Source organism: Streptomyces sp. NBC_01116, from assembly GCF_041435495.1.
Classification (GTDB): Bacteria; Actinomycetota; Actinomycetes; order Streptomycetales; family Streptomycetaceae; genus Streptomyces.
Genome location: NZ_CP108644.1, coordinates 4,846,400 through 4,866,496 on the forward strand (window position 1 = coordinate 4,846,400; position 20,097 = coordinate 4,866,496).

The window sequence follows — 20,097 nt, forward strand, 5'->3', positions numbered from 1 at the left end:
CCTCCGGTCGTGCCGCGTCCCCTCCGGGCGCTTCCCGGACCCTGGGCACCGGGGTGAGGACGGGGGCGGTCGTCAGCCCCGCCCCGCGAACCCGTCCAGCGCCCCCAGCACCGCCCGCCGGGTCTCCGTGCCGCCCGTGTGGCCCGCGTTGTCGATGATCGTCAGCTCGGCGTCGGGCCAGGCGCGGGCGAGTTCCCAGGCGGTGGTCAGGGGGCTCGCCAGGTCGAAGCGGCCGTGGACCAGGACGGCGGGGATGCCGGTGAGGCGGTGGGCGCGGGCGAGGAGCCGGCCCTCCTCCAGCCAGGCTCCGTGGGCGAAGTAGTGGGCGCAGATCCGGACGAACGCCTGCTGGGCAAGGTCCGGGCGGCTGCTGTACGGGGGCGGGCCCTGGATCGCCTCCATCGAGACGACCGCGTCCTCCCAGGCGCACCAGTCGGCCGTGGCCTTCTCCCGTACGGCGGCGTCCTCGCTCTCCATGCGGCGGGCGTACGCCGCGACCAGGCCGCTCGGGTCGCTCGTCTCGGGGACGCCCGCGCGGAAGGCGTCCCAGGCCTCGGGGAAGAGCCGGCCGACGCCCCGGTAGAGCCAGTCGATCTCGCTGCGGCGGGTCGTCGTCACCGCGGGGATCACCGCCTCACCGACCCGCTCCGGGTGCTCCTCGGCGTACGCCAGGATCAGGGTCGAGCCCCAGGAGCCGCCGTACAGCAGCCACGTGTCGATGCCCAGGTGTTCCCGCAGGCGTTCCATGTCGGCGATCAGGTGCGCGGTCGTGTTGTGCGCCATGTCCGTCGCCGGGTCGCTCGCGTGCGGTGTGGAGCGGCCGCAGCCCCGCTGGTCGAAGAGGACCACCCGGTAGCGGTCCGGGTCGAAGTACTGGCGTGCGCGGGGTGTGCAGCCGGAGCCGGGGCCGCCGTGCACGACGAGGGCCGGCTTGCCGTCCGGGTTGCCGCACACCTCCCAGTACACGTGGTTGCCGTCGCCGACGTCCAGCATGCCGCTTCCGTACGGTTCGATCGGGGGGTAGGGGTCGTTCGGTTCGCGGTGCACGCGTTGTTCCCCTCGGTGCGGCGGGCGGGCGGGTGGGAGGTCGGCTGGCGGTGGGCGGTGGGCGGTGGGCCACTTTACGTGGATGCGATCGCCCGGGGCCTCCCGTACGGTCCTGCCCATGAACCCCGTTCGTATCGACCTGACCCTCGACGCCGGCGACGCCCAACTCCTCGCCGCCTTCTGGAAGTCGGCCCTGGGCTACGTGGACCTGCCCCCGCCGCCACCGTTCGCGACCCGGGAGGAGTGGCTCGCCCGGTTCGAGCTGCCGGAGGGCGGGACGGTGGACGACGGAGCGTGGCTCTGCGACCCGGACGGCATCGGCCCCGGGCTCTCCATCCTCAAGGTCCCCGAGCCGAAGACCGCGAAGAACCGGCTGCACATCGACGTGCGGATCGCCGGCCACGGCACCCCCGCCGAGCGGTGGGCCCGCATCCGGGAGGAGGCCGCGCGACTGGTGGCGGCCGGCGGGTCCGTGCTGGCGGAGGTCGACGGACACCATGTGGTGATGGCCGACCCGGAGGGCAACGAGTTCTGCGTCGCGGCGGCCGGCGCGCCCACCACGGCCGCGGCGTAGCCTGGACGCCGTGAACGCCGCTCCCCGGATCCTCGCCGTCCTCGACGAACTGCTCGCATCCGCCGCACCCGGTGAGCGCGGCGCCCTGTGGCATCTCGCCGAGCAGGCGCGGGAGTTGGACGCCAACCTGGTGCGCCTGCCCGCGGGCGCCGAGGTCGGTGAGCATCAGGAGGACGTGCTCGATGTCCTCCTGGTCGTGCTGGCGGGCGGGGGGAGCGTCGGGACGGCGGAGGGCGGACCGGCCCTGGAGCTGGGGCCCAGCACGGTCCTCTGGCTGCCCCGCACGTCCCGCCGCGCGCTCGCCGCGGGGCCCGACGGGCTGGTGTACCTCACCGTCCACCGCCGCCGCCCCGGCCTCGCGATCAAGCCGCCCGGCGGGTCGTACGAGGGCGGCGAGGGGCCCTGCACGCTGGACCGGGTCTGCCCGGAGTGCGGGCGGCTGTCGCAGGATCCCGCGCCGGTCTTCTGCGGCCGGTGCGGGGAGCGCTTCCCCGAGCGCTGAGCCCGAGCCCGTCAGGGCCCGTGAGCACGCCTCGTACGTCTCAGAAGTCCTCGCACTCCGTCAGGTCCGGTCGACCCGGTGTGTTCTTGTCGCCCATCAGGCCGGACAGGTTCTCCTTGTACATGTCCTCCCAGATCCTGCCGTCCAGGATCGTCCGGAGCGCCGAGCACACCTCACGCTTCAGGGGCCGGGTGTCCGGTCGCATCGCCACGCCGTAACCCTCCGCGCCCTCGATGTTCTCCAGCCGCCGCACCTTGCCCGGGTTGGCCTTGACGTACCCGGCGAGAATGATGTCGTCGGAGGCGACCGCGTACACGTCGGACTTGGGGTCCAGCAGCTTGTCCAGGCAGTCCTGATAGGTGTTGGGCTGCGACTTCGCCATGGTGAAGCCCTCCTTCGGCAGCGCCTTCTCGTACGTCGAGTCCCGTGCCGTGCAGACCTCGACGTCGAGCGCCCGCAGATCGCTGGAGTCCTCGATCGTGTACTTGCTCGACTTCTCACGGACCAGGAAGCCCCGGCTCGCCTCGTAGTAGGGGCCGGCGAAGTCGACGCTGTAGCCGCCGGGCGCGGCCGTCTTGCGGTCGTCGGTGATGCTGTACGACGCGATCACCAGGTCCACCTGCTTCGTCTTCAGCGCGGTGCTCCGGTAGTCCGTGGCGACCGTGGTGAAGGCGACCTCGCCCCTGCCGTAGCCCATGCTCTCGGCGATCGCGTACGCGAGGTCGATGTCGTACCCCTTGTACGTACGCGTCTTCTCGTCGAACTTGCTCAGTCCGGGCTGGTCGTCCTTGACGCCGATCTCCAGGGTGGGATGCGTGTCCTTCCACCGGGCCTGGGAGCCGCTGCCGGCGGAACCCTCGTCGTCGCCCCGGCCCTGCACCGAGCCCGCCCGGTCGCCGCCCCCGTCCCGGTCGCCGTCGCCCTGGGAGACCATCCAGCCCGCGCCGGCCAGCAGTGCCGCGCACACCACCGCCGCGGCCGCCTTCCAGCCCCGGTACCGGCCGGACGGGCCGCCCGCCGCACGGGCGGTCGAGGGCGTGTGCATCGCCTGCGCCGGTGCGGGCGGAGGGCCGGCGGGGCCGGGCGCGGGCACCGGTGCGGGCGTCGAGGGGTTCGGTGGGGAGACGGCCGTCGGCGGGTGCGTCGCCGCGGCGGCCCGGGCCGCGTTCGGCACGGCGGGGTCGCCGAGCACCTCGCGGAGCATCGCCTCCGCCGTGGCGGCGTCCAGGCGCTCCTGCGGATCCGTGATCAACAGGCCCTGGATGACCGGGGCGAGGGGCCCCGCGTAGCGGAGGGCCGGGTCGGGGGACTGCCGGACGTTCTCCTGGACCTCCCAGACCTCGTGCCCGGCGAAGGGCAGGCGGCCCTCGACCATCTCGTACAGGGTGATTCCCAGCGCCCACAGGTCGGAGGCGGGGGTGGGGCCGGGGGAGGCGGGGGCGAAGAGTTCGGGCGCGAGGTAGGAGGGGGTGCCGATGACGCTTCCGGACCGGGTCACCCGGTCCGCGCCCTCGAAGGTGGCGATGCCGAAGTCCACCAGGATCGCGAGGCCGTCGTCGCGGACGAGGACGTTGCCCGGCTTCACGTCGCGGTGGACGACCGATGCCGCGTGGACCGCTCGCAGGCCCTGGAGGATCTGGAGGCCGATGTTCGCGGCCCTCGGCACGGCGAGGACGTCGTCGTCGCTCAGCAGGTCCCCCAGGGACCTCGCTTCGAGGAGCTTCATCACGATCCAGACCTGGTTGTCGTTCTCGACCTGGTCGTGGACCGTCACCACGTTCTGGTGCTCGATCTTGGCGATGGCCTCCGCCTCGCGCCGGGCCCGCTGGAGCGCCGCCGTCTGCGTGGCCGGGGTCATGGCGTTCTTGTCGAGCAGCCCCTTCACGGCGACGAAGCGGCGCAGCCGCCGGTCGTGGGCCTTCCAGACCTCGCCCATCCCGCCGCTGCCGATCGGCTCCAGCAGCTCGTAGCGGCCGTCGATCACGGTCCGGGGGGAGGGCGGAGCGCCGTGCGGCGGTGGCGTGCCCGGCCAGTGCTGCGGCGCGCCGGCGCCCTGCTGCCGGGAGTCGTCGACCGACCGGCGGTCCTCGGGCTCCTCGGCCCCACCGTCCGCTCTGCCGGCCCTGTCTTCGTTGTGCATACGACCCCCTGTGCACTACATGGACCACGCCAGATTAGACGCTTCGTCAGACTCGGACGCACCGGCGCGACGGGCCGGTTCGCGCCTGGAGACCATCGGTGCGGAACGAGGCCTAGGAAGCCGCGCCGCCGTTGCTCTTCAGCAACTGGCCGTTGACCCACTGGCCTTCGGGGGAGCACAGGAACTCCACCAGGTGGGCGGTGTCCCGAGGGGTGCCGAGGCGGCCGAGCGGGGTGCCCCGCACCAGGGTCTCGCGCAGGTCGTCGTTCATCCAGCCGGTGTCCACCGGGCCGGGGTTGACGACGTTCGCCGTCACCCCGAGGTGGGCCAGCTCGTGCGCGGCGGCCAGCGTGATGCGGTCCAGGGCGCCCTTGCTCGCCCCGTAGGGGAGGTTGCCCACGGTGTGGTCGCTGGTGAGCGCGACGATGCGGCCCGTCGCGGTGCCGGGCGTGCTGCGGAAGCGCAGCCCGTACTCACGGATCAGCAGCCAACTGGCCCGGGAGTTCACCGCGAAGTGCCGGTCGAACGCCTCCACGGTGGTGTCCAGCAGCCCGGAGTCCACCGACTCCGCGTGCGAGAGGACGAGCGCGGTCACCGGGCGGCCGAGGCGCTGTTCCGCCTCGTCGAAGATGCGCGTCGGGGCGTCGGGGTCGGTCAGGTCCGCCTCGATCGCCGCCGTACGGGCCCCTTCCTCCGCCAGCTCCTTCGCGATGGACGTGGCGGCCCCGGGCTCGGCGCCCCAGTCCATGCGGCGGTCGTACGGCGTCCAGTAGGTGAAGGCGACGTCCCAGCCGGAGGCCGCCAGGCGGCGCGCGATGCCCGCGCCGATGCCGATGCTGCGGCCGACGCCGGTGATCAGGGCGACGGGGCGGGTCGGTCGTGCGGCGGGCGGGAGCTGTTCGGTGTTCGTCACGCGGTGATCCTTCGTGACCCCCACGCGTACGTCAATGGCCTTTCCGGACAGGCGGGGCGACGCCGTTGCGCCCGTGCTGACCTGCGCGGGCGGACCGTTCACCCGGGTGCGGGGCGGAGCGGCCCTCCTGTCCGGCCCCCCTGCCAGGCCCTCCTGTCAGGCCCTCCTGTCCGCGCCGGTCGGCGGGCGGTCAGGCGGACGGCGTTCCGCGTCCGCAGACCAGCTCGTGGGCGAGCCGTGCCGTCGCGAGCAGGTCCTCGCGGTCCGTGCCGAGGTTGGCCCGCGCCGAGAGTCCGTGCCAGACGGCCTGGACGAGCCCCGTCAGGGCCGCCGCGTCCGTGCCGGCGGGCAGTTCCCCTTCCTGGACGGCGCGTTCCACGCGGGTGCGCAGGGTCCGCTCGTTGGAGTCCTGGAGCTCGGCGAAGTAGGCGCTGGTGTCGAGGGTGCTGGTGCTGTCGGCCATGGCGGCGTTGCTGAGCAGGCAGCCGGGGTGCTCGTCGTCGGGCCGGGTGAACTCGTGGACGGAGTCGATGAGGACGCGTTCGACGACGGTCCTGAAGTCCGGTGCGGCGGCAGCCTGCTGGTAGATCTCGCGGTAGCGCTCGGCGTAGGTGCGCACCGCTTCCTCGAACAGCTCGGCCTTGCTGCCGAAGGCGCCGTAGAGGCTGGAGGTGGAGAGCCCGAGCCGTGCGGTCAGGTCGCGGGTCGAGGTGCCCGAGTATCCGCGCCGCCAGAAGAGGCGGGCGGCGTCGAGGAGGGCGCGGTCGCGGTCGAAGGCTCGTGGGCGTCCACGTTTCGGCTGGGGCACCTTTGCATTGTAGAGCGATCGCACCATAATGAGTTTATGGAGCAATCGATTCGGAAAAGGCTCGTGGTGGGCGACGGCAGCTGGATCACGGTCGACGTGTACGGGGAGCCGGACGTGCCGGGCCTCGTCGTCGTCCCCGGGGCGATGAGCGATGCCCTCGGGTGGCGTGCCGTCGCGACCGCCGTGGACGCCTGGCCGTCGGTGGCGGTCGTCAACCGCCGGGGCCGGGCGCCCTCGGGACCGCTGACCGCCGCGTACTCGCTGCGGACCGAGGTGGCCGACCTCGGCGTGGTCCTGGACGAACTGGGCGGGGCGCGGGCGCTCTTCGGCTGGAGCTACGGCGGTCTGATCGCCCTGCTGGCCGCCGACGAACGGCCCCTGCGCCAGGTGATCGCCTACGAGCCGGTGATGCGCCCGTTCGGCCTCGGCGTCCTCCCGGAACTGAAGGCCGCGCAGGAGGCGGCGGACCGGGACGCGGCCGTGGAGATCGTGCACCGGCGCATCGCCGGTCTCGACGGGGCGGTCGTCGACGCCCTGCGCGCCGACCCCGAGGTGTGGGAGGCACTGCGCCGCCTGGCCGGACCGCTGTACGCGGAGCTGGCCGCGCTGTACGAGGAGCCCGCGCCGGACGCCCTCGCCCGGCGGTCGGACCGCGTCGACCTGATCGTCGGCGGGGCCAGCCGCGGAACGGCCCCCTACGGCACGTCGTTCGACGACGTCGCGCGGCGCGTCCCCGGTGCCGGGCTCCATGAGCTGCCCGGCCAGGGGCACATGTCCCACCTCCAGGCGCCGGTGGAGCTGGCCCGCCTGATCGCCGGCCTGGCCGCCGCAGGGTGAGCGCGGTCCGGCACGCCCGACATGCGGTGGCGGGCGTGCCGACAGAGACTCGGTGAGGATCTCCGGGACGCCCGTTCCCGGACGCGCCGAGGAGGAACACGATGACCTCATCGATCAGCGACCCGGTGGTGGAGAGATTCATCGCCGCGGTGAACGCGGGCGACCGGGACGCCTTCTTCACCGACGTCCTCACCGAGGACGCCACCATGTCCGACGACGGCAGCGAACGGGACCTGGCGGCCTGGACGGAGAAGGAGGTCTTCTCCCCGAAGGCCAACGGCCGCATGAAGGTCGTGGACGCCTCCGACGACGGCCGCACCCTCGTCGTCGACTACACCAACGACACCTGGGGCACGATGCGGACCCGCTGGATCTTCACGGTCGACGGCGACCGCGTCAGCCGCTTCGAGACGGGCCAGGCGCCGTCCTGAGGCCGGATTCCCGGACTCTCGGACTCCCGGACTCCCGGACTCCCGGATTCTGCGACGGCGGCGCGCCCGCTCGATTCCGGTCACAGGCGGCGGTAGGTGCGGCCGCCGCGCCGGGGGAGGGCCGCCGGGTCGTCGGGACCGTTCCGGGTGGTCCTCAGCGCGAGGTGGACCTCGGCGCGCACGGTGGCGTCGGCGAGGTTCCGTGAGAGCTGCTCGGCGCACTGGGTGAGCCAGGCGGCCAGCGTGGTGCGGTGGACGTGCAGTTCGGCCGCGGCGGGGGCCGTCCGGGCGCGGTGGCGCAGCCAGCAGGTCAGCGCGATCCGCAGATGCGGCTCCAGTCCGCCGACCAGGCCGACGGCCCAGGCCCGGACCGCCTCGGAGTCCAGGAGACCGTCCGGCAGCGCGTCCAGGCGGTCCGGGTCGGATGGATCGGACGGACCGGACGGACTGCCGCTGGGGCCGCTGCGGCTGTCGCCGGGGTCACCGGGGTCACCGGGGTTGCCGGGGCGGCCTGTCTCGGGGTCGGGAGCAGGAGCGCGGAGGGCGAGCAGCAGATGCGCCTGCACGGTGGCGTCCTCCAGGTCCGCGCCGAGCAGCCGCGACAGGTCGCGTATCCGGGCCCGGACCGTACCGGCCGACAGGCCGAGCGCGGCGGCGGCGCGGGGCTTGCTGCCGGTGCGGAGCCACACCAGGAGCAGGTGGTGGTGGGCCGGGGGCAGCGGCCGCAGTACTGATCCCGCCCACCGGGCGTACGGGGCGGGGGACAGGAGATGGGTGAGCCGGGAGGCGCCCACGGAGCCGGCGGGGACGATGCGGCGGTCGGGGGTCGCGCTGTGCCGGGCGGCGGCGGCGTCGCTGTGGGCGCTGGGCATCTCGGCCAGCGGCAGTGGCCCGGCCATGCCCGCGAGCAGGTGGTGCCGCTCGCTCAGGCGGGAGACCAGGCGCAGGATCCGCCCGTCGTCACCGCCGCGGTGGAGCTCGGTGACGATCAGCTCGCCGTCCGTCCGGCCCAACAGGGTGCAGGCGTCGGCGTGCGGGGCGAGTGAGGGGCGTACGGCCCGCCAGAGCACTTCGTGGGCGGTGGGGACGTCGGCGCCGGAGAGCCGGTAGACCGTGGCATGCGTGAGCCTGCTCCCGCCGAGGGTCTCGGTGACGGCGGCGGTGTGGCCGGTGAGCAGCAGCCGGATGAGGGTGGTGTGCAGCCGCATCTGTTCGCCCCGCAGCTCCGCCGCCCGCTGTCCGCGCACCTCCAGGAGAGCCGCGGTGGTCGTGGCGACGTGGTCGGTGAGCCCCGGGGGCACGGTGGGCGCCGGGGACAGGACGAGCACGGCCCCGGCGGCCGGGCGCTGCGCGCAGTGCGGGTGTTCCAGCGGGGCGGCGGCCGCGTGTACGCCGTCGGCGGCCGCGGCGGCGGGGGTGCTGTAGACGGCGCCGGCGATGGGGTCGGCCAGCACCGCCCAGCCGCGGACCAGGTCCGCGGCCTCCGCGATCAGCTGCGCACCGGAGCGCGTCGCCGCCCGCAGCAGCCGGTCCGCCGTCTCCTGCCCGTGCCGGGCACCCCGCGGGCCGGTGGCCTCGTGGCCGGTCGTGCCGGTGCTGCTCATGGGTGAGCCTCTGCGGGCCGTGCGCGCCGCGCGCGGGGAGGTTCCGTGCGCGGCGCGGCAGTGGTGGACGTGGGTCGGGGAGGGCGGCTCAGGGAATGCGGGCGACCGCGCCCCACCCGGCCCGTGCCGTGGTGGTGCCGGTGTTCGCGTCGGGCCGCCAGTTCGGCCAGGACACCATGCCCGGTTCCACCATCTCCAGCCCCTCGAAGAACGCGATCGTGGTCTCCGGCTCCCGGAAGATGTACGGGATCGCGCCGCTCGCGTTGTACTCGTCCTGGACGGCGCGGTGGGCGTCGTCGGAGGCGGTGGAGTGGCTGAGCGAGAGGTAGCTGCCGGAGGGCAGCCGGTCCACCAGCCGGCGCACCAGGGACAGGGCGTCGTCCCAGTCCACGATGTGCCCGAGGACGTCACTGATCACGAGGGCGACGGGCCGGGTCAGGTCCAGGGTCTTCGCGGCCCCGGTGAGCACGGTCTCCGTGTCGCGCATGTCCGCCTCCACGTAGGCGGTGGCGCCCTCGGGGGTGCTGGTCAGCAGCGCGTGGACGTGCAGCAGCACCAGGGGGTCGTGGTCGACGTAGACGATCCGGGAGTCCGGGGCTATCCGCTGGGCGACCTCGTGCGTGTTGTTCGCGGTCGGCAGCCCCGCGCCCACGTCGAGGAACTGGCGGATTCCGGCGTCCCGGGCGAGATGGGTGACCGTGCGGCGCAGGAAGTCCCGCGACTCCTTCGCGAACGTCTCGATCAGCGGGTACTTCCCGCGGTAGGCGTCGCCCGCCGCCCGGTCCGCCGGGAAGTTGTCCTTGCCGCCGAGCCAGTAGTTCCAGACACGTGCGGAGTGCGCGACGCTCGTGTCGATCTGCGCGGGCAGTTCAGGCCCATTTCCGGTCGTACTCATCCTGCAACACCTCTCCTGTTCGGTCCGGCCGCATCGCCATCACGCACGACACGTCCAGCATTCCTTGATACGTCTGCACAGGGTGGGGGCTGTCCCACACCTCCGCCGTGCCGGGGAGCCCGCCCTCCCGCACCACGTGGTCCGCGATCTCCCTGACGTCCACCCGGTAGAGGGTCAGCGCCGGGACACCGGTCAGGGGATGCGGGGGCGCGTACTCGGGGTGCAGCTGCACCGTCACATCCCCGCGCTCCGCCGTCCGTTGGATCGTCCTGAGCTGCTCCCGCATCACCTCGTCGCCGCCCACGCGGACGCGCAGCGCGGTGACGGGGAGCAGCGCCCAGAGCCGGGTCTGCTGCTCCTGGAGCCGCTTCTGACGCTCGACCAGGAAGTCCGCCCGCCGCCGGCGCGCGGCGGCGTCCCCGCCGGGGCACCCGATCTCGTCCACGGCCATCGCGTACGCCGGGGTCCGCAGCAGCGGCGGCACCAGCGCCGGGTCCCAGGTGCGTACGACGCCGGCCGCCGACTCCACGCTCATCAGGTCCATCAGCCAGGGGGCCATCGCATCGCGCCACGGATGCCACCAGCCGGGCATGTTGGCCGCGTTGAGCCGCCCCATGATGTCGTCGGTCTCGGCCGCGCCCGCCCCGTAGGCGGCGAGCAGGGCGGACACCTGCCCCACGTCGAGGGAGGTCTGCGCCTGCTCCAGCCGCCGCAGCGTCGAGGGATGCCAGCCCAGCTGCGTGGCGGCCTGGGGGACGGACAGGCCGGCGCCCTCCCGCAGCCGCCGCAGGCGGGCCACCAGGACCAGATGCCGCGCCGTACGCCCCGATCTCTCGCGCGCCACGGCTTCCCCCTCCCCGCTCCGGTCCCGCTCCTGCCCCGGCTCGATCTATCCGACATTCCGCGCAGTCTGCGCACAGTGCACACAGCGCACCTTGCGACGGCCGCACGGCGCTCTCAAGGTAAGCATGTCCGACTCCTCGACACGCCAACTCGGAGAGACCGGCACGATCTTGCCCCACCGGTGCCCGACGCAGTCCCGAACGCCCCCACCCACAGCCCCCCACACACACCCCACCCGCAGCCCCCCACACCCCACCCACGCAGCCCCCCACGCCCCTATGCAGCAGCCCAGCCCGGCCCAGCCCCACCCCGAACCCGCCCCGGCCGTTCCGTGCACTGCCGTTCCGCGCACCGTCGTTCCGGCGGCCCGTTCTCTGGAGCCCACCGCATGAACCACCTGACCGACCTGACCCGTCCGCCCCACCCGGTCCGGCCCGCCCATCCGAAGCTCCGGGCCGTCGTCGGAGTCCAGAGGCCCGCCCAGGAGCGCCCCCTCGACCTGCGGGTCCGTGCCCAGCGGATCCAGATCGACGAGCTCATCGTCGACGATCCCCGTCAGGTGCTCGCCCACGCCGAACAGGCCGTACTCGACGACCCCGAAGCGGCGGCCCTGCTCGGGATCTGCCCGGCCGGCCCACTGCCGCTCCCGGCGGCCGCCGCGCTCCTGTGCGCGCTGTACGACACCGAGGCGCTCACCGCGATGGGGCTGCGCCTCACCCGCCACACCACCCGTGTCTCGGCGTCCGACCAGCAGACGGAGCCCGTCTCCCTGGTGCGGTCCACCGGACCGGGCGAGGAGGACTGAAGCTTCCGCGCCTCTGCTGGGAGCCATGAACCGGGCCCGGCGGGGCGGAAGTCGGGGCCACTACCGTGGCCCGCATGACTGACACCGACTACTGGACATCCGCTCCGGACCGGACCCTGCGCGGTTCGATGGGACTGTGCCATCTCACCGTCGCGCAGCCGCCGTTCGACGTCGACGCCCGGGCCCTCCCGCCCCAGGACCCGGAGCGGGCGCGTGAGTTCGCCGCGTCGTTCGAGGCCGTCGAGGAGGTGCTGGAAGACCTCGGGCCGCGCTCCGCCCTGACGCCGCTGCCGTCGTCCGTGCGTGCCGATCTGGGCGTCGTCCACGCCGCCGCGTGGGGCGGAATGCTCAGCATCGTGACTCCGGCGTTCGCGACCGACGGCAACGACGAGCCGCTGCGGTCGGCGGCCACGTCGCTGCGTGAGCGGTTCCCCGACGCGCGGATCGTGGGCCGGGTCACCTACTACGGCGGCATGGAGCACACCGAGGACCTCGTGTGGCTGCCGGACGGGGCGATGTTCCACGCCTCCGGCTGGCCCGGGGACGAGCCGTTCGTCGTCACCGGCGACCCGCGCGCCGTGATCGCCTCCCTGGAACTGAAGGGCTGGCAGCTCGACAACGCCGGTGTCGACCTGCGCGAGTCCGCGAACGAGGTCGCCTGGGCGCCGCTGGCCGGGCTGGCCCTCGGGCCCTCCGACCCCTGGGGGTGGGAGGAGCTGGAGACCACGGCGTTCCGGGTGAGGCATTCGGAGGATTCCGTGCAGAACATGGAGGCCCTGTACTTCATGTGAACTCGCTTACTCCATAGGAAAGTTCAGGGCCCGCGACACGCCGGGAATCCCTTCTTTCCGCGAGGCTCGCCAGGCCTATGGTGTTCGGGCGGCGCGTACATGTCACGGGGGTCTGGCGCGCCGCCCACGACCCATCAAGGCCCCTCACGAGAGGGAAAGACGAGCCCTTGAATCACACGTTCCGTATACCGTCCCGGTGGCGGTTCGCGGCCCGTTTCACGGCTGCTGTCGGCCTTGCCGCCGCTGTCACCGTGACCGGTCTGCCCGCCGTCGAGACCGCCCAGGCGGCCGGTCCGCCCGTCACCGCGAAGCTGAAGCCCGGCTCGGGCAAGCGCTGCGATGTCCGCAACGGCCTCAAGGCCGAGCCGAGGACCCCGGCGAACTCCGGGTTCCCCGACGACCTCACCGGCCCGATCTACAAGGACAGGGCCCTCCCGAAGAACTTCGAGTTCGACCTTCCCGGGCAGGCGTACGACGGGCTGCAGGCCCCGACGGCCGCCGAGAAGCAGAAGGCCCTCTCCCAGGTGCCCGGGGACCCGGACAAGAACGTCGCCGCCTGGAAGAAGATCGCCGACGCGTCGAAGAAGCCCGCCGACCGTGCGATGGAGATCTACGCCCGCTACTTCGCGAACAAGGAGGGTCTGGCCTTCAAGCACTGGTTCGACAAGCGGTACATCCGCAACCAGGTCAACAACCACAAGGGTTCCGGCTTCGAGCGGCAACTGGTCCGCGACTACAAGCTGGTCGGCCCGGACTGGCTGTGCGAGGTCACCGTCGAGCTGTTCGACCAGGACGGTCAGAAGGTCGGCGAGCGCAGGTACGACGCCTACAACACGGTGAAGAAGGAGTTCAACGAGTTCAAGTCGAACTCGAAGCTGACGACGAAGCAGCTCGCGAACGACCGCGTCGTGGCCCGGTCGATGCCGGACCACACCTTCCGCTACACCGGCGCGAAGAAGTTCAGCAAGGGGCAGGCCCAGCACATCGCCGACCTGGAGCGCGATGTGCGGAACATGCGCAACGGGAAGACCGGCCAGGTCCGGGGCAACCAGCGGCTGTACAACCCGGTCCCCAGGACCACGCCGATCCGCGGGTACTCCGACCACCAGCGCTGGTTCGCCCCCGCCTGCCAGACCGGCACCCGCCAGATGGCGGCCGGCGCCGGCACCTGCGGCACCCGCGGCCCCGCCAACGAGCGCGCCCTGTCCTCCGGCAGGACCCTGGAGGAAGCCAGGCGCTTCCAGCGGGACGCCAACCGTCTCGACACCAGGGGAACCCTCCCCAGGGGCGGACCGGGCGGCGTCGACTTCACCACCCTCGAACTCCGTTACGTCGGCGGGCTCGGCAAGGGCAAGGGCATGTCGTACTCGATGAAGTCCGACCAGATGCCCGACCCGGACAACAACCCCGGCTTCGGCGGCGAGGTCCGGATGCAGCTCTCCTCCGACGCCCTGTTCACCTGGCTGGCGCTCACGCCCGACAAGTTCTGGGTGAACCTGAATCCGGACCAGCCGAACAAGGTCATGGACGCGAAGTTCGGCAAGACCGACGCCGGCCGCGTCCTCCTGGAGGCCGACCTGGAGATGAAGCACGACTTCAGCGAGGCCGTGAACCCGGACAAGCACCCCGGGGCCAAGCGGTACTGGGACACGGCGCCGCGCCGCAACGGGATGCCGTGCTTCCCGGGCGTACGCATGTGGATCGAGCCGAAGCCCGCCCAGGTCCGTGAGGAGAACGGCGGGATCTACATCCTCGACGCGCCCCTCAAGGTCAGCACGCAGTGGCTCGACGTGGACTACACCGTCCCCGGCTCCACCGAGTGCGAGGACCTGTCCGACGCGGAGAAGAAGGCGATCGAGCAGTCCATCGCCACGAACGTGATGCCGCTCGTGGAGGAGCGCGTCAACACCGACCGCGACTACGCCGACCTGCGGGCCGTGTACACCGCTCGCGTCGCCGCCGAGTACATCCGCCAGCAGGACGCCAGGACGGCGACGGACTTCCGCTCCATCATCAACAGCGACGACGTCACGGCGTGGCCGCTGCACGCACCCCACCAGGACTGGACCCGTGAGCAGGTCTGGAACCGCTACATGGACTCGATCAAGAAGGGGATCGAGTGGTTCGAGCTGAAGTACGGCGGCAAGGTCTACAACCAGGGAGTCGGCGGCGTCGACTTCTCCCGGCAGCCGAAGCGGAACATCCCCAAGGCCCAGTTCGCCGCGGAGAACCGGGACCTCGACAACACCGTGGTCAACTCCCGTAAGTCCGACGACGCCTCCTACCGGGACCTCGACACCGTCTACCTCGGAGCGGGCCCGGCGGACGGAGGGAGCGGCGAGGACCCGGGCGGCGACCCCAAGCCCACGCCGACCCCGTCGGACACCGGCAAGCCGTCCGACCCGCCGTCGTCCCCGGCCCCGGACCCCACCACCCCCGGTGACGACGGCACACCGTCCCCGCCCGGCAACAGGCCGGACCCCGACGGCGACCTCGCCGACACCGGCAGCGGCACTCCCGTCGGCCTCTTCGTCGGCATCGCCGCCGCGCTCGCGGCGGCGGGCGGGGCCCTGGTGTGGTGGATGCGCCGACGCCGTACGACCGTCCGGGACTAGGGTCCTTCGTTCGGACCAGGCCGGACCAGGCTGCGGGCGGCCCACCACGTGGTGGGCCGCCCGCGGTCCGGTGGCCGCGGGTCTCGCCTGCCCCTCCACCCGGCGACGAGCCGACGAGCCGACGAGCCGGACAGTTGACCATCCGGACAAACGCTGTAGGCGTCCGCCCGGACTTCCTGACACGATCCAGGCGTGACCACCTTGTTCCTGATGGTCGGCCTGCCAGGGGCCGGAAAGACCACACGCGCCAGGCAGCTCGCCGAGGAGCACGGCGCGCTGCGCCTGACCCCCGACGAGTGGCTGCTCCCCCTGTTCGGCGAGGCGGAGCCGGACGGGGCGACGCGCGACGTGCTGGAGGGGCGGATGCTCTGGCTCGCCCTGGACGCGGTCAGACTGGGCACCGACGTGGTCGTGGACTACGGCTGCTGGTCCCGCGACGAACGGTCCGCGATCCGCTGGCTGGCGGAGGCGGAGGGCGCGCGATTCCGCATGGTCTACCTGCCCGTCGACAACGAGACCCAGCGCGCCCGGATCGCCCACCGCTGGGCGACCGCCGCCCGGGAGACCTACCCGCTCACCGAGGCCGACCTCCTGCACGGGCGGGAGCACTTCGAGGAGCCCGACCCGGCGGAACGGGACGGCCGCGCGGCTTCCGCCCCGCCTTCCGGATGGGCGGGCTGGCCGGAGTGGGCCGCCGACCGGTGGCCGTCGTTCGTCCGGCCGGCCGGCGCATGACCCGGCCCTGCGGGACGGTGGGCGGTGTCTCTCGTCCGCTGCGAGGCAGGACCGCGCCCGCTCTCCGGCCGGTGCACAAGCAAGCATCAGCGCGCTAGCAGCACGTTTGTTCAGCCATTTCCCTGTCCTGAACTCGTTCCCGATCGCGTACGTGTGCTTTGCCTGCGCTAGCCTCGCGAGGCGAAGAACGGGAACGCAGGCAGACGGGGGAACGTCATGTCCGATTCGGAGCGTTGGCAGGAGCTGTTCGGACCGGCCGGCGACGGGCACGCGATGCGGCTCGCCTCGGCGTCCAACGACGCCGGGGCAGGACCGGGCGGAACAGGGCGCCTCACGTACAGCAAAGGACCTTGGACCAGTGCTTCCGGCACCGCCGGCGACTTACGGACCAGAGCGGGGACGAGCAGGTCGGTTCTCGGTCGCGGCCACGAGGGCGTCGAGGCGGGAGCCGCCGGCCTCAGGTCCGTCGCGGCTCTCAAGAGCGTGCTGACGTCCTGGGAGGAGCGCCTTCAGGCGGTGCGGGACGAGTGCGAGCAGCTCAAGGGGAACCTGCTGACGGTCGCCAAGGAGATGGGGGAGTCGGAGACCGGGACCAAGTCGTCCTTCGAGGGTGTCCAGGTCCCCGGCAAGGCGGATGAGAAGCGATGACCGGATCCCTCACCTGGCAGATGCTGCGTGACCTCAAGACCTCCGAGTTCACGCAGGCGGGCGACAAGTGGCACGAGGTATCGGCGCGTTCGGGCTCCGACCGTGCCCAGGTCGACCGCGCGATGTCCGCGAAGCTCCGCGAGACCCAGGAGAGCGATTCGGCCGAGGCGGCCCTCGGCAGGCTGCGGCGACTCAGTCGCAACTTCCAGTACGTGCAGACCGAGTGCGGCCTGGTCCGCACAGCGCTCAACGGCCTCGCCGGCGATCTGACCGACCCCCAGAACCAGTTGAAGCAGGCGCTGGAGGACGCGGCATCGCTGAACTTCACGGTTCACGAGGACGGCTCCGTCAGCTATCCGGCCGTCAAGGTCGACGACCTGACGGGGAAGAAGCAGGAGGCCCCGGGCGGTAGTTCGGCGACGGGCAGCTCCCGTCTCCCACTGGAACCGCCGGGCCTCGTCGCGCCCGGCCGGCAGCCGCTGTATCCGGGCTACGCAGGCTTCAGCCCGGTCAACCCGAACGCGGAGAAGGCCCAGGACGTGGCCGACCGCATCGCCCGAGCCGTACGGTCCGCGCGGGAGATCGATGCACGGTACGCGAAGACCCTCAACGGTCTGAGGGCGGAAAAGGGCCTCGATGTCACCGCGGCCACACTGGAGGACGTGTTCAGGGACACCGCCGACGTCCGCTCCACCGCTGGCATGCACCTCGCCGAAAGCGTTCCGGAGGACAAGAGCCCGGCCGAGCGCAAGAAGTGGTGGGACGGCCTGGCCGAGGAACAGCGCCAGGAGTACCTGAAGATCGCACCGGACCTGATCGGCGGCCTGGACGGTATCCCGGCGGTCGTCCGCGACGAGGCGAACCGGAACTACCTGCCGGTCCTCATCGACGAGATGGCGCGCCAGAGCGGCGACGACGCCAAGACCAAGCTCGACGCCCTCCGCATGATTCAGGACAAGCTCGGCGAGTCGAGCCAACCGCCGATGTTCCTCCTGGGCGTCGGAGATGAGGGCAACGGACGGGCGATCGTCTCGTACGGGAACCCCGATGCCTCCAGGCACGTCGCTGCGTACGTCCCCGGTCTCGGCACCAAGCTCGACGGCGACTTCGTTGAGGACACGATGAAGCGGGCCCATGACACGGCCATCGGTGCCCGGAAAGTGGACCGGTCCACTGCCTCGATCATCTGGCTTGGCTACGACGCCCCGCAGAACGTGGACGTGATGACGAAGGGCGATGCGCAACGGGGCGCCCCGGCGTACAACGAGTTCATGGCGGGCCTTTCGGCGACGAACGCGAACGAGGACCCGCACGTGACGGCGATCGGGCATTCCTATGGCTCGCTCACCGTGGGCACGGCCGCCAAGGAGTCCGGCGGGATTCCGGGCGTCGATGATGTGATCCTGCTCGGCAGCCCTGGCGTGGACGCGCAGGGGGCGACGGAACTCGGCGTGGGCAAGGACCATGTGTTCGTGGGCGCAGCTGACAACGATCCGGTCACCCACCTGCCCACGAAGGGGGAGTCCGCGCTCGCTGCGGGGCCTGCCTTGGTGCTTGGAGGCCCGGAGGGGGCCAGGAGAGCCAATGACCTCTTCGACGTCGGCAACGACGACCTGTACTTCGGCAAGGATCCGGCGAGTGGGGCCTTCGGAGCGCAGCGCTTCGAGGTCCACGACGGACCCAGGATGGTCCTTGAGGCCGGAAAGTTCGATGCTCACTCCCAGTATTTCGACTCGGATAAGGATCAGAAGTCGGCGGACAACATTGCCAATATCGTCGGCGGACGTCCTGAGGAAATTGTGAGGGAGAAGCATCGATGAGGCACATCACGGGGACCGCTCGCCTGATTTGTGCGGTGGTTGTGGCCAGCGCGCTGCTCGCCGGGTGCGGGCTGTTGGGCGGCACCAAGGACGGCAAAGGGGCAGTGGCAGGCATGGATATGCAGGGGGCGGCGGAGCGTGCCGACGGAATGTTCTACGCGACAGTCGGGGAGATCAAGCCGGAAATCGAATGGGTCCATTACACGACGACTACCGGTAGTTGCGATGTGACTCGCTACTGGACTGTGATGACGGTCGTCTCCGAACAGCGTCGAGGCAACTTCCTCGGTGTGGTCGAGCGCTTCTGGAAGGCGAGCGACTATCGGATCGATATGGTGAATCCGAGCAAGGATTTGCCCACGATCATCGCCACGTCCCCGGACGGCTTTGGTATCCAAGTCAAGTTCGGTTACAAGGGGCAGGCGTTCTTCGAGGTCACCAGCCCTTGTGTGGAGAAGTCGAAGGTGGCCGGGCCCAAGCGGGCGGCGAACGGCCGTACGTACGAGGGCGAGGTTCCCACCCCAAACGTCCGCTCCGACTTCTGGTCTGCCGAAACCTCGGTACCGGACCCCACCCCCTCGCCCTGACCGCGCGTGAAGCCCATGGAACACAGCGCTCCGACTGTCGATCGGCCCGCCGCCGGTCGCCGTGAGCGGTCAGGTCCTCGAACTCGGCCAGTACGGTGTTCAGTTCCGCGCCTGCTGCGTACAGCGGGGGCTCCCACAGCACCAGGGAGCGAACCGGCAACCCAGCTGCGGCGGCGTGCAGGGCGACGGTGGCGCCATAGGACATGCCGACCAGGTGCACGGGGCGGCCGATCTTGTCGATCAGGGCCTCAAGGTCCCCCACCTCGTCGGTGAAACGCTTCGGTGATCGACCTGGCCCGCTCGGGGCGTACCCGCGCCGGGCCGGCATCCACAGCTCGAACCGGTCGTGGAGTTCTTCGGCCACCGGCTGCCAGGAGTGCAAGCCACCGCCGGAACCGTGGACCATGACAACCGGCGCCCCGGAGCCGAGCTGCCGCCAGCTGATAGCGGTCCCGTCGAAGGACTCGAACGACTCGAACGACCCGAAGGACTCTGACAACTCGATCACGCTCGACATGCCAGGACCGTCGCATGATCTATTCGGGCCGGTCCACCGGATTTCCTCAGCGGACACAGCCACCCTCGGCCCAGCTGCATGATCCGCCGGATCGGCCCTGGCCACCGCTCGCTGTCGTGCGGGACGCAGGACGCGGGACGCAGGACGCAGGGCGCCGGGCCCGCCACTGTCGTGGTGGGTCCGGCCTCTTGACCGGGGTGCGCCGTGAGGGAGTGAGCGGGGCCCGGCGTGTCCCGCTCACTCCCGGGTGGATCAGGCGGTCGGAGTGTAGTGGACGATGATGTCTTCGCAGGGCCCCTCCGCGTACACCTTCAGCGCTTCCAGCTCGCGGTCGTCCACGGTGAGCTGCCAGCGGAGCTTGGTCGACACCCATTCCCCCGCGTACCGGCACTGGGCTTGCGGGGACGGCGGCATCCAGTCCGCCGGGTCCTTGTCCGCCTTCTGGCGGTTGGTGCGCGAGGTGACCGCGACCAGGGAGACGTCCGCACCCTGGTCGTTCGCGTAGGCCTCCCGCCGGCCCGCGGTCCAGGCGGAGGCGCCGGAATCCCACGCCTCGGCGAGCGCGACCAGGTGGGCCACGTCCAGGGAGCCGGTGCCGGTGACCTCCTGGCCGTCGAAGTAGGACGTCCACCTGCCGCCGGTCAGCTTGCAGCCGGGCTCCACGGTGGGTGCGACGACCGCTTCGGCGAGGAGGACCTCGGCGCGGGTGTCGCACCCGTCCGTCGTGTCCTCACCCGCGTTCCAGTGCCGGAAGGACGAAGAGGTGTGGTCGGTGCGGTTCTCCTCGTTGACCTTCAGCAAACCGACCGCGTCGGACAGGGTCGTCACCTCCGCCGCCGGAGCGGCCTGCGCTGCTGGAGTGGCGGGGGACGGGAGAAGAGGTACGAGGGCGAGGGCGAGCGCGCCGAGACCGCGCGCGAGGTTCTTGATCACCAGCGCGTTCTACCGGCCGCGCACCGCCCTCGCGTAGCCCGGGAGGCCGCGA

At 71.8% G+C, this 20,097-nt stretch carries 19 protein-coding genes and 1 pseudogene; 11 read left to right on the forward strand and 9 right to left on the reverse strand.

Annotated elements, in window-relative coordinates; all coding sequences use genetic code 11:
- Positions 1–72: 72 nt before the first annotated feature.
- Complete coding sequence (gene pip / locus OG245_RS21175) at positions 73–1,047, reverse strand: prolyl aminopeptidase (RefSeq protein ID WP_371625056.1); 975 nt, start codon at positions 1,045–1,047, stop codon at positions 73–75.
- Positions 1,048–1,165: 118 nt separating this feature from the next.
- On the opposite strand from pip, the gene OG245_RS21180 reads away from it, so the two are divergent.
- Positions 1,166–1,621, forward strand: a complete 456-nt coding sequence (locus OG245_RS21180) for a VOC family protein (protein WP_371625057.1) — start codon at positions 1,166–1,168, stop codon at positions 1,619–1,621.
- Positions 1,622–1,631: 10 nt separating this feature from the next.
- Positions 1,632–2,123, forward strand: a complete 492-nt coding sequence (locus OG245_RS21185; RefSeq protein WP_371625058.1) for a hypothetical protein — start codon at positions 1,632–1,634, stop codon at positions 2,121–2,123.
- A gap of 40 nt (positions 2,124–2,163) precedes the next feature.
- Here the strand turns inward: OG245_RS21185 and OG245_RS21190 are convergent, their stop codons facing one another.
- From OG245_RS21190 to OG245_RS21200, 3 genes are all read right to left on the reverse strand, one after another.
- On the reverse strand, positions 2,164–4,263 hold the full coding sequence (locus tag OG245_RS21190) for a serine/threonine-protein kinase (protein WP_371625059.1): 2,100 nt from the start codon (positions 4,261–4,263) through the stop codon (positions 2,164–2,166).
- Positions 4,264–4,375: 112 nt separating this feature from the next.
- Positions 4,376–5,176: an SDR family oxidoreductase gene (locus OG245_RS21195; RefSeq protein ID WP_371625060.1), complete on the reverse strand. Its 801-nt coding sequence runs from the start codon at positions 5,174–5,176 to the stop codon at positions 4,376–4,378.
- 190 nt (positions 5,177–5,366) lie between these two features.
- On the reverse strand, positions 5,367–5,984 hold the full coding sequence (locus OG245_RS21200; RefSeq protein WP_371625061.1) for a TetR/AcrR family transcriptional regulator: 618 nt from the start codon (positions 5,982–5,984) through the stop codon (positions 5,367–5,369).
- 36 nt (positions 5,985–6,020) lie between these two features.
- On the opposite strand from OG245_RS21200, the gene OG245_RS21205 reads away from it, so the two are divergent.
- Both OG245_RS21205 and OG245_RS21210 read left to right on the forward strand, forming a co-directional pair.
- Positions 6,021–6,821 (forward strand): alpha/beta fold hydrolase, encoded by an 801-nt coding sequence (locus tag OG245_RS21205; protein ID WP_371625062.1) that lies wholly within the window; start codon positions 6,021–6,023, stop codon positions 6,819–6,821.
- Positions 6,822–6,922: 101 nt separating this feature from the next.
- Positions 6,923–7,252, forward strand: a complete 330-nt coding sequence (locus OG245_RS21210; protein WP_371625063.1) for a nuclear transport factor 2 family protein — start codon at positions 6,923–6,925, stop codon at positions 7,250–7,252.
- A gap of 80 nt (positions 7,253–7,332) precedes the next feature.
- On the opposite strand, the gene OG245_RS21215 is transcribed toward OG245_RS21210, so the two are convergent.
- From OG245_RS21215 to OG245_RS21225, 3 genes are all read right to left on the reverse strand, one after another.
- Positions 7,333–8,856 (reverse strand): helix-turn-helix domain-containing protein, encoded by a 1,524-nt coding sequence (locus tag OG245_RS21215; RefSeq protein WP_371625064.1) that lies wholly within the window; start codon positions 8,854–8,856, stop codon positions 7,333–7,335.
- A gap of 88 nt (positions 8,857–8,944) precedes the next feature.
- Positions 8,945–9,751, reverse strand: coding sequence for an SAM-dependent methyltransferase (locus tag OG245_RS21220; RefSeq protein ID WP_371625065.1), 807 nt, complete (start codon positions 9,749–9,751; stop codon positions 8,945–8,947).
- Entirely contained in the window at positions 9,726–10,595 is an 870-nt protein-coding gene (locus tag OG245_RS21225) for a helix-turn-helix domain-containing protein (protein ID WP_371625066.1), read from the reverse strand. The genes OG245_RS21220 and OG245_RS21225 overlap by 26 nt, the downstream gene beginning before the upstream one ends.
- A gap of 387 nt (positions 10,596–10,982) precedes the next feature.
- Between OG245_RS21225 and OG245_RS21230 the strand changes: the two genes are divergently transcribed.
- The 7 genes from OG245_RS21230 to OG245_RS21260 all read left to right on the forward strand — a co-directional run bounded on the left by OG245_RS21230 (position 10,983) and on the right by OG245_RS21260 (position 18,595).
- Positions 10,983–11,399, forward strand: coding sequence for a hypothetical protein (locus OG245_RS21230; RefSeq protein WP_371625067.1), 417 nt, complete (start codon positions 10,983–10,985; stop codon positions 11,397–11,399).
- 74 nt (positions 11,400–11,473) lie between these two features.
- On the forward strand, positions 11,474–12,190 hold the full coding sequence (locus tag OG245_RS21235) for a DUF6333 family protein (protein WP_371625068.1): 717 nt from the start codon (positions 11,474–11,476) through the stop codon (positions 12,188–12,190).
- A 251-nt stretch (positions 12,191–12,441) separates the two neighbouring features.
- Entirely contained in the window at positions 12,442–14,805 is a 2,364-nt protein-coding gene (locus tag OG245_RS21240; RefSeq protein WP_371625069.1) for an LPXTG cell wall anchor domain-containing protein, read from the forward strand.
- Positions 14,806–14,997: 192 nt separating this feature from the next.
- On the forward strand, positions 14,998–15,540 hold the full coding sequence (locus tag OG245_RS21245) for an AAA family ATPase (protein WP_371625070.1): 543 nt from the start codon (positions 14,998–15,000) through the stop codon (positions 15,538–15,540).
- A 216-nt stretch (positions 15,541–15,756) separates the two neighbouring features.
- Entirely contained in the window at positions 15,757–16,188 is a 432-nt protein-coding gene (locus OG245_RS21250) for a hypothetical protein (RefSeq protein ID WP_371625071.1), read from the forward strand.
- Entirely contained in the window at positions 16,185–18,008 is a 1,824-nt protein-coding gene (locus OG245_RS21255) for an alpha/beta hydrolase (protein ID WP_371625072.1), read from the forward strand. The genes OG245_RS21250 and OG245_RS21255 overlap by 4 nt, the downstream gene beginning before the upstream one ends.
- Entirely contained in the window at positions 18,005–18,595 is a 591-nt protein-coding gene (locus OG245_RS21260; protein ID WP_371625073.1) for a hypothetical protein, read from the forward strand. Before OG245_RS21255 ends, OG245_RS21260 begins: the two co-directional genes overlap by 4 nt.
- On the opposite strand, the pseudogene OG245_RS21265 reads toward OG245_RS21260, so the two are convergent.
- Both OG245_RS21265 and OG245_RS21270 read right to left on the reverse strand, forming a co-directional pair.
- Positions 18,528–19,112 (reverse strand): annotated as a pseudogene (locus OG245_RS21265) (alpha/beta fold hydrolase); the annotation flags it as partial. The gene OG245_RS21260 and the pseudogene OG245_RS21265 overlap by 68 nt on opposite strands.
- A 252-nt stretch (positions 19,113–19,364) precedes the next feature.
- Positions 19,365–20,048 (reverse strand): DUF1524 domain-containing protein, encoded by a 684-nt coding sequence (locus OG245_RS21270; RefSeq protein WP_371627942.1) that lies wholly within the window; start codon positions 20,046–20,048, stop codon positions 19,365–19,367.
- Between the last annotated feature and the right edge of the window lie 49 nt (positions 20,049–20,097).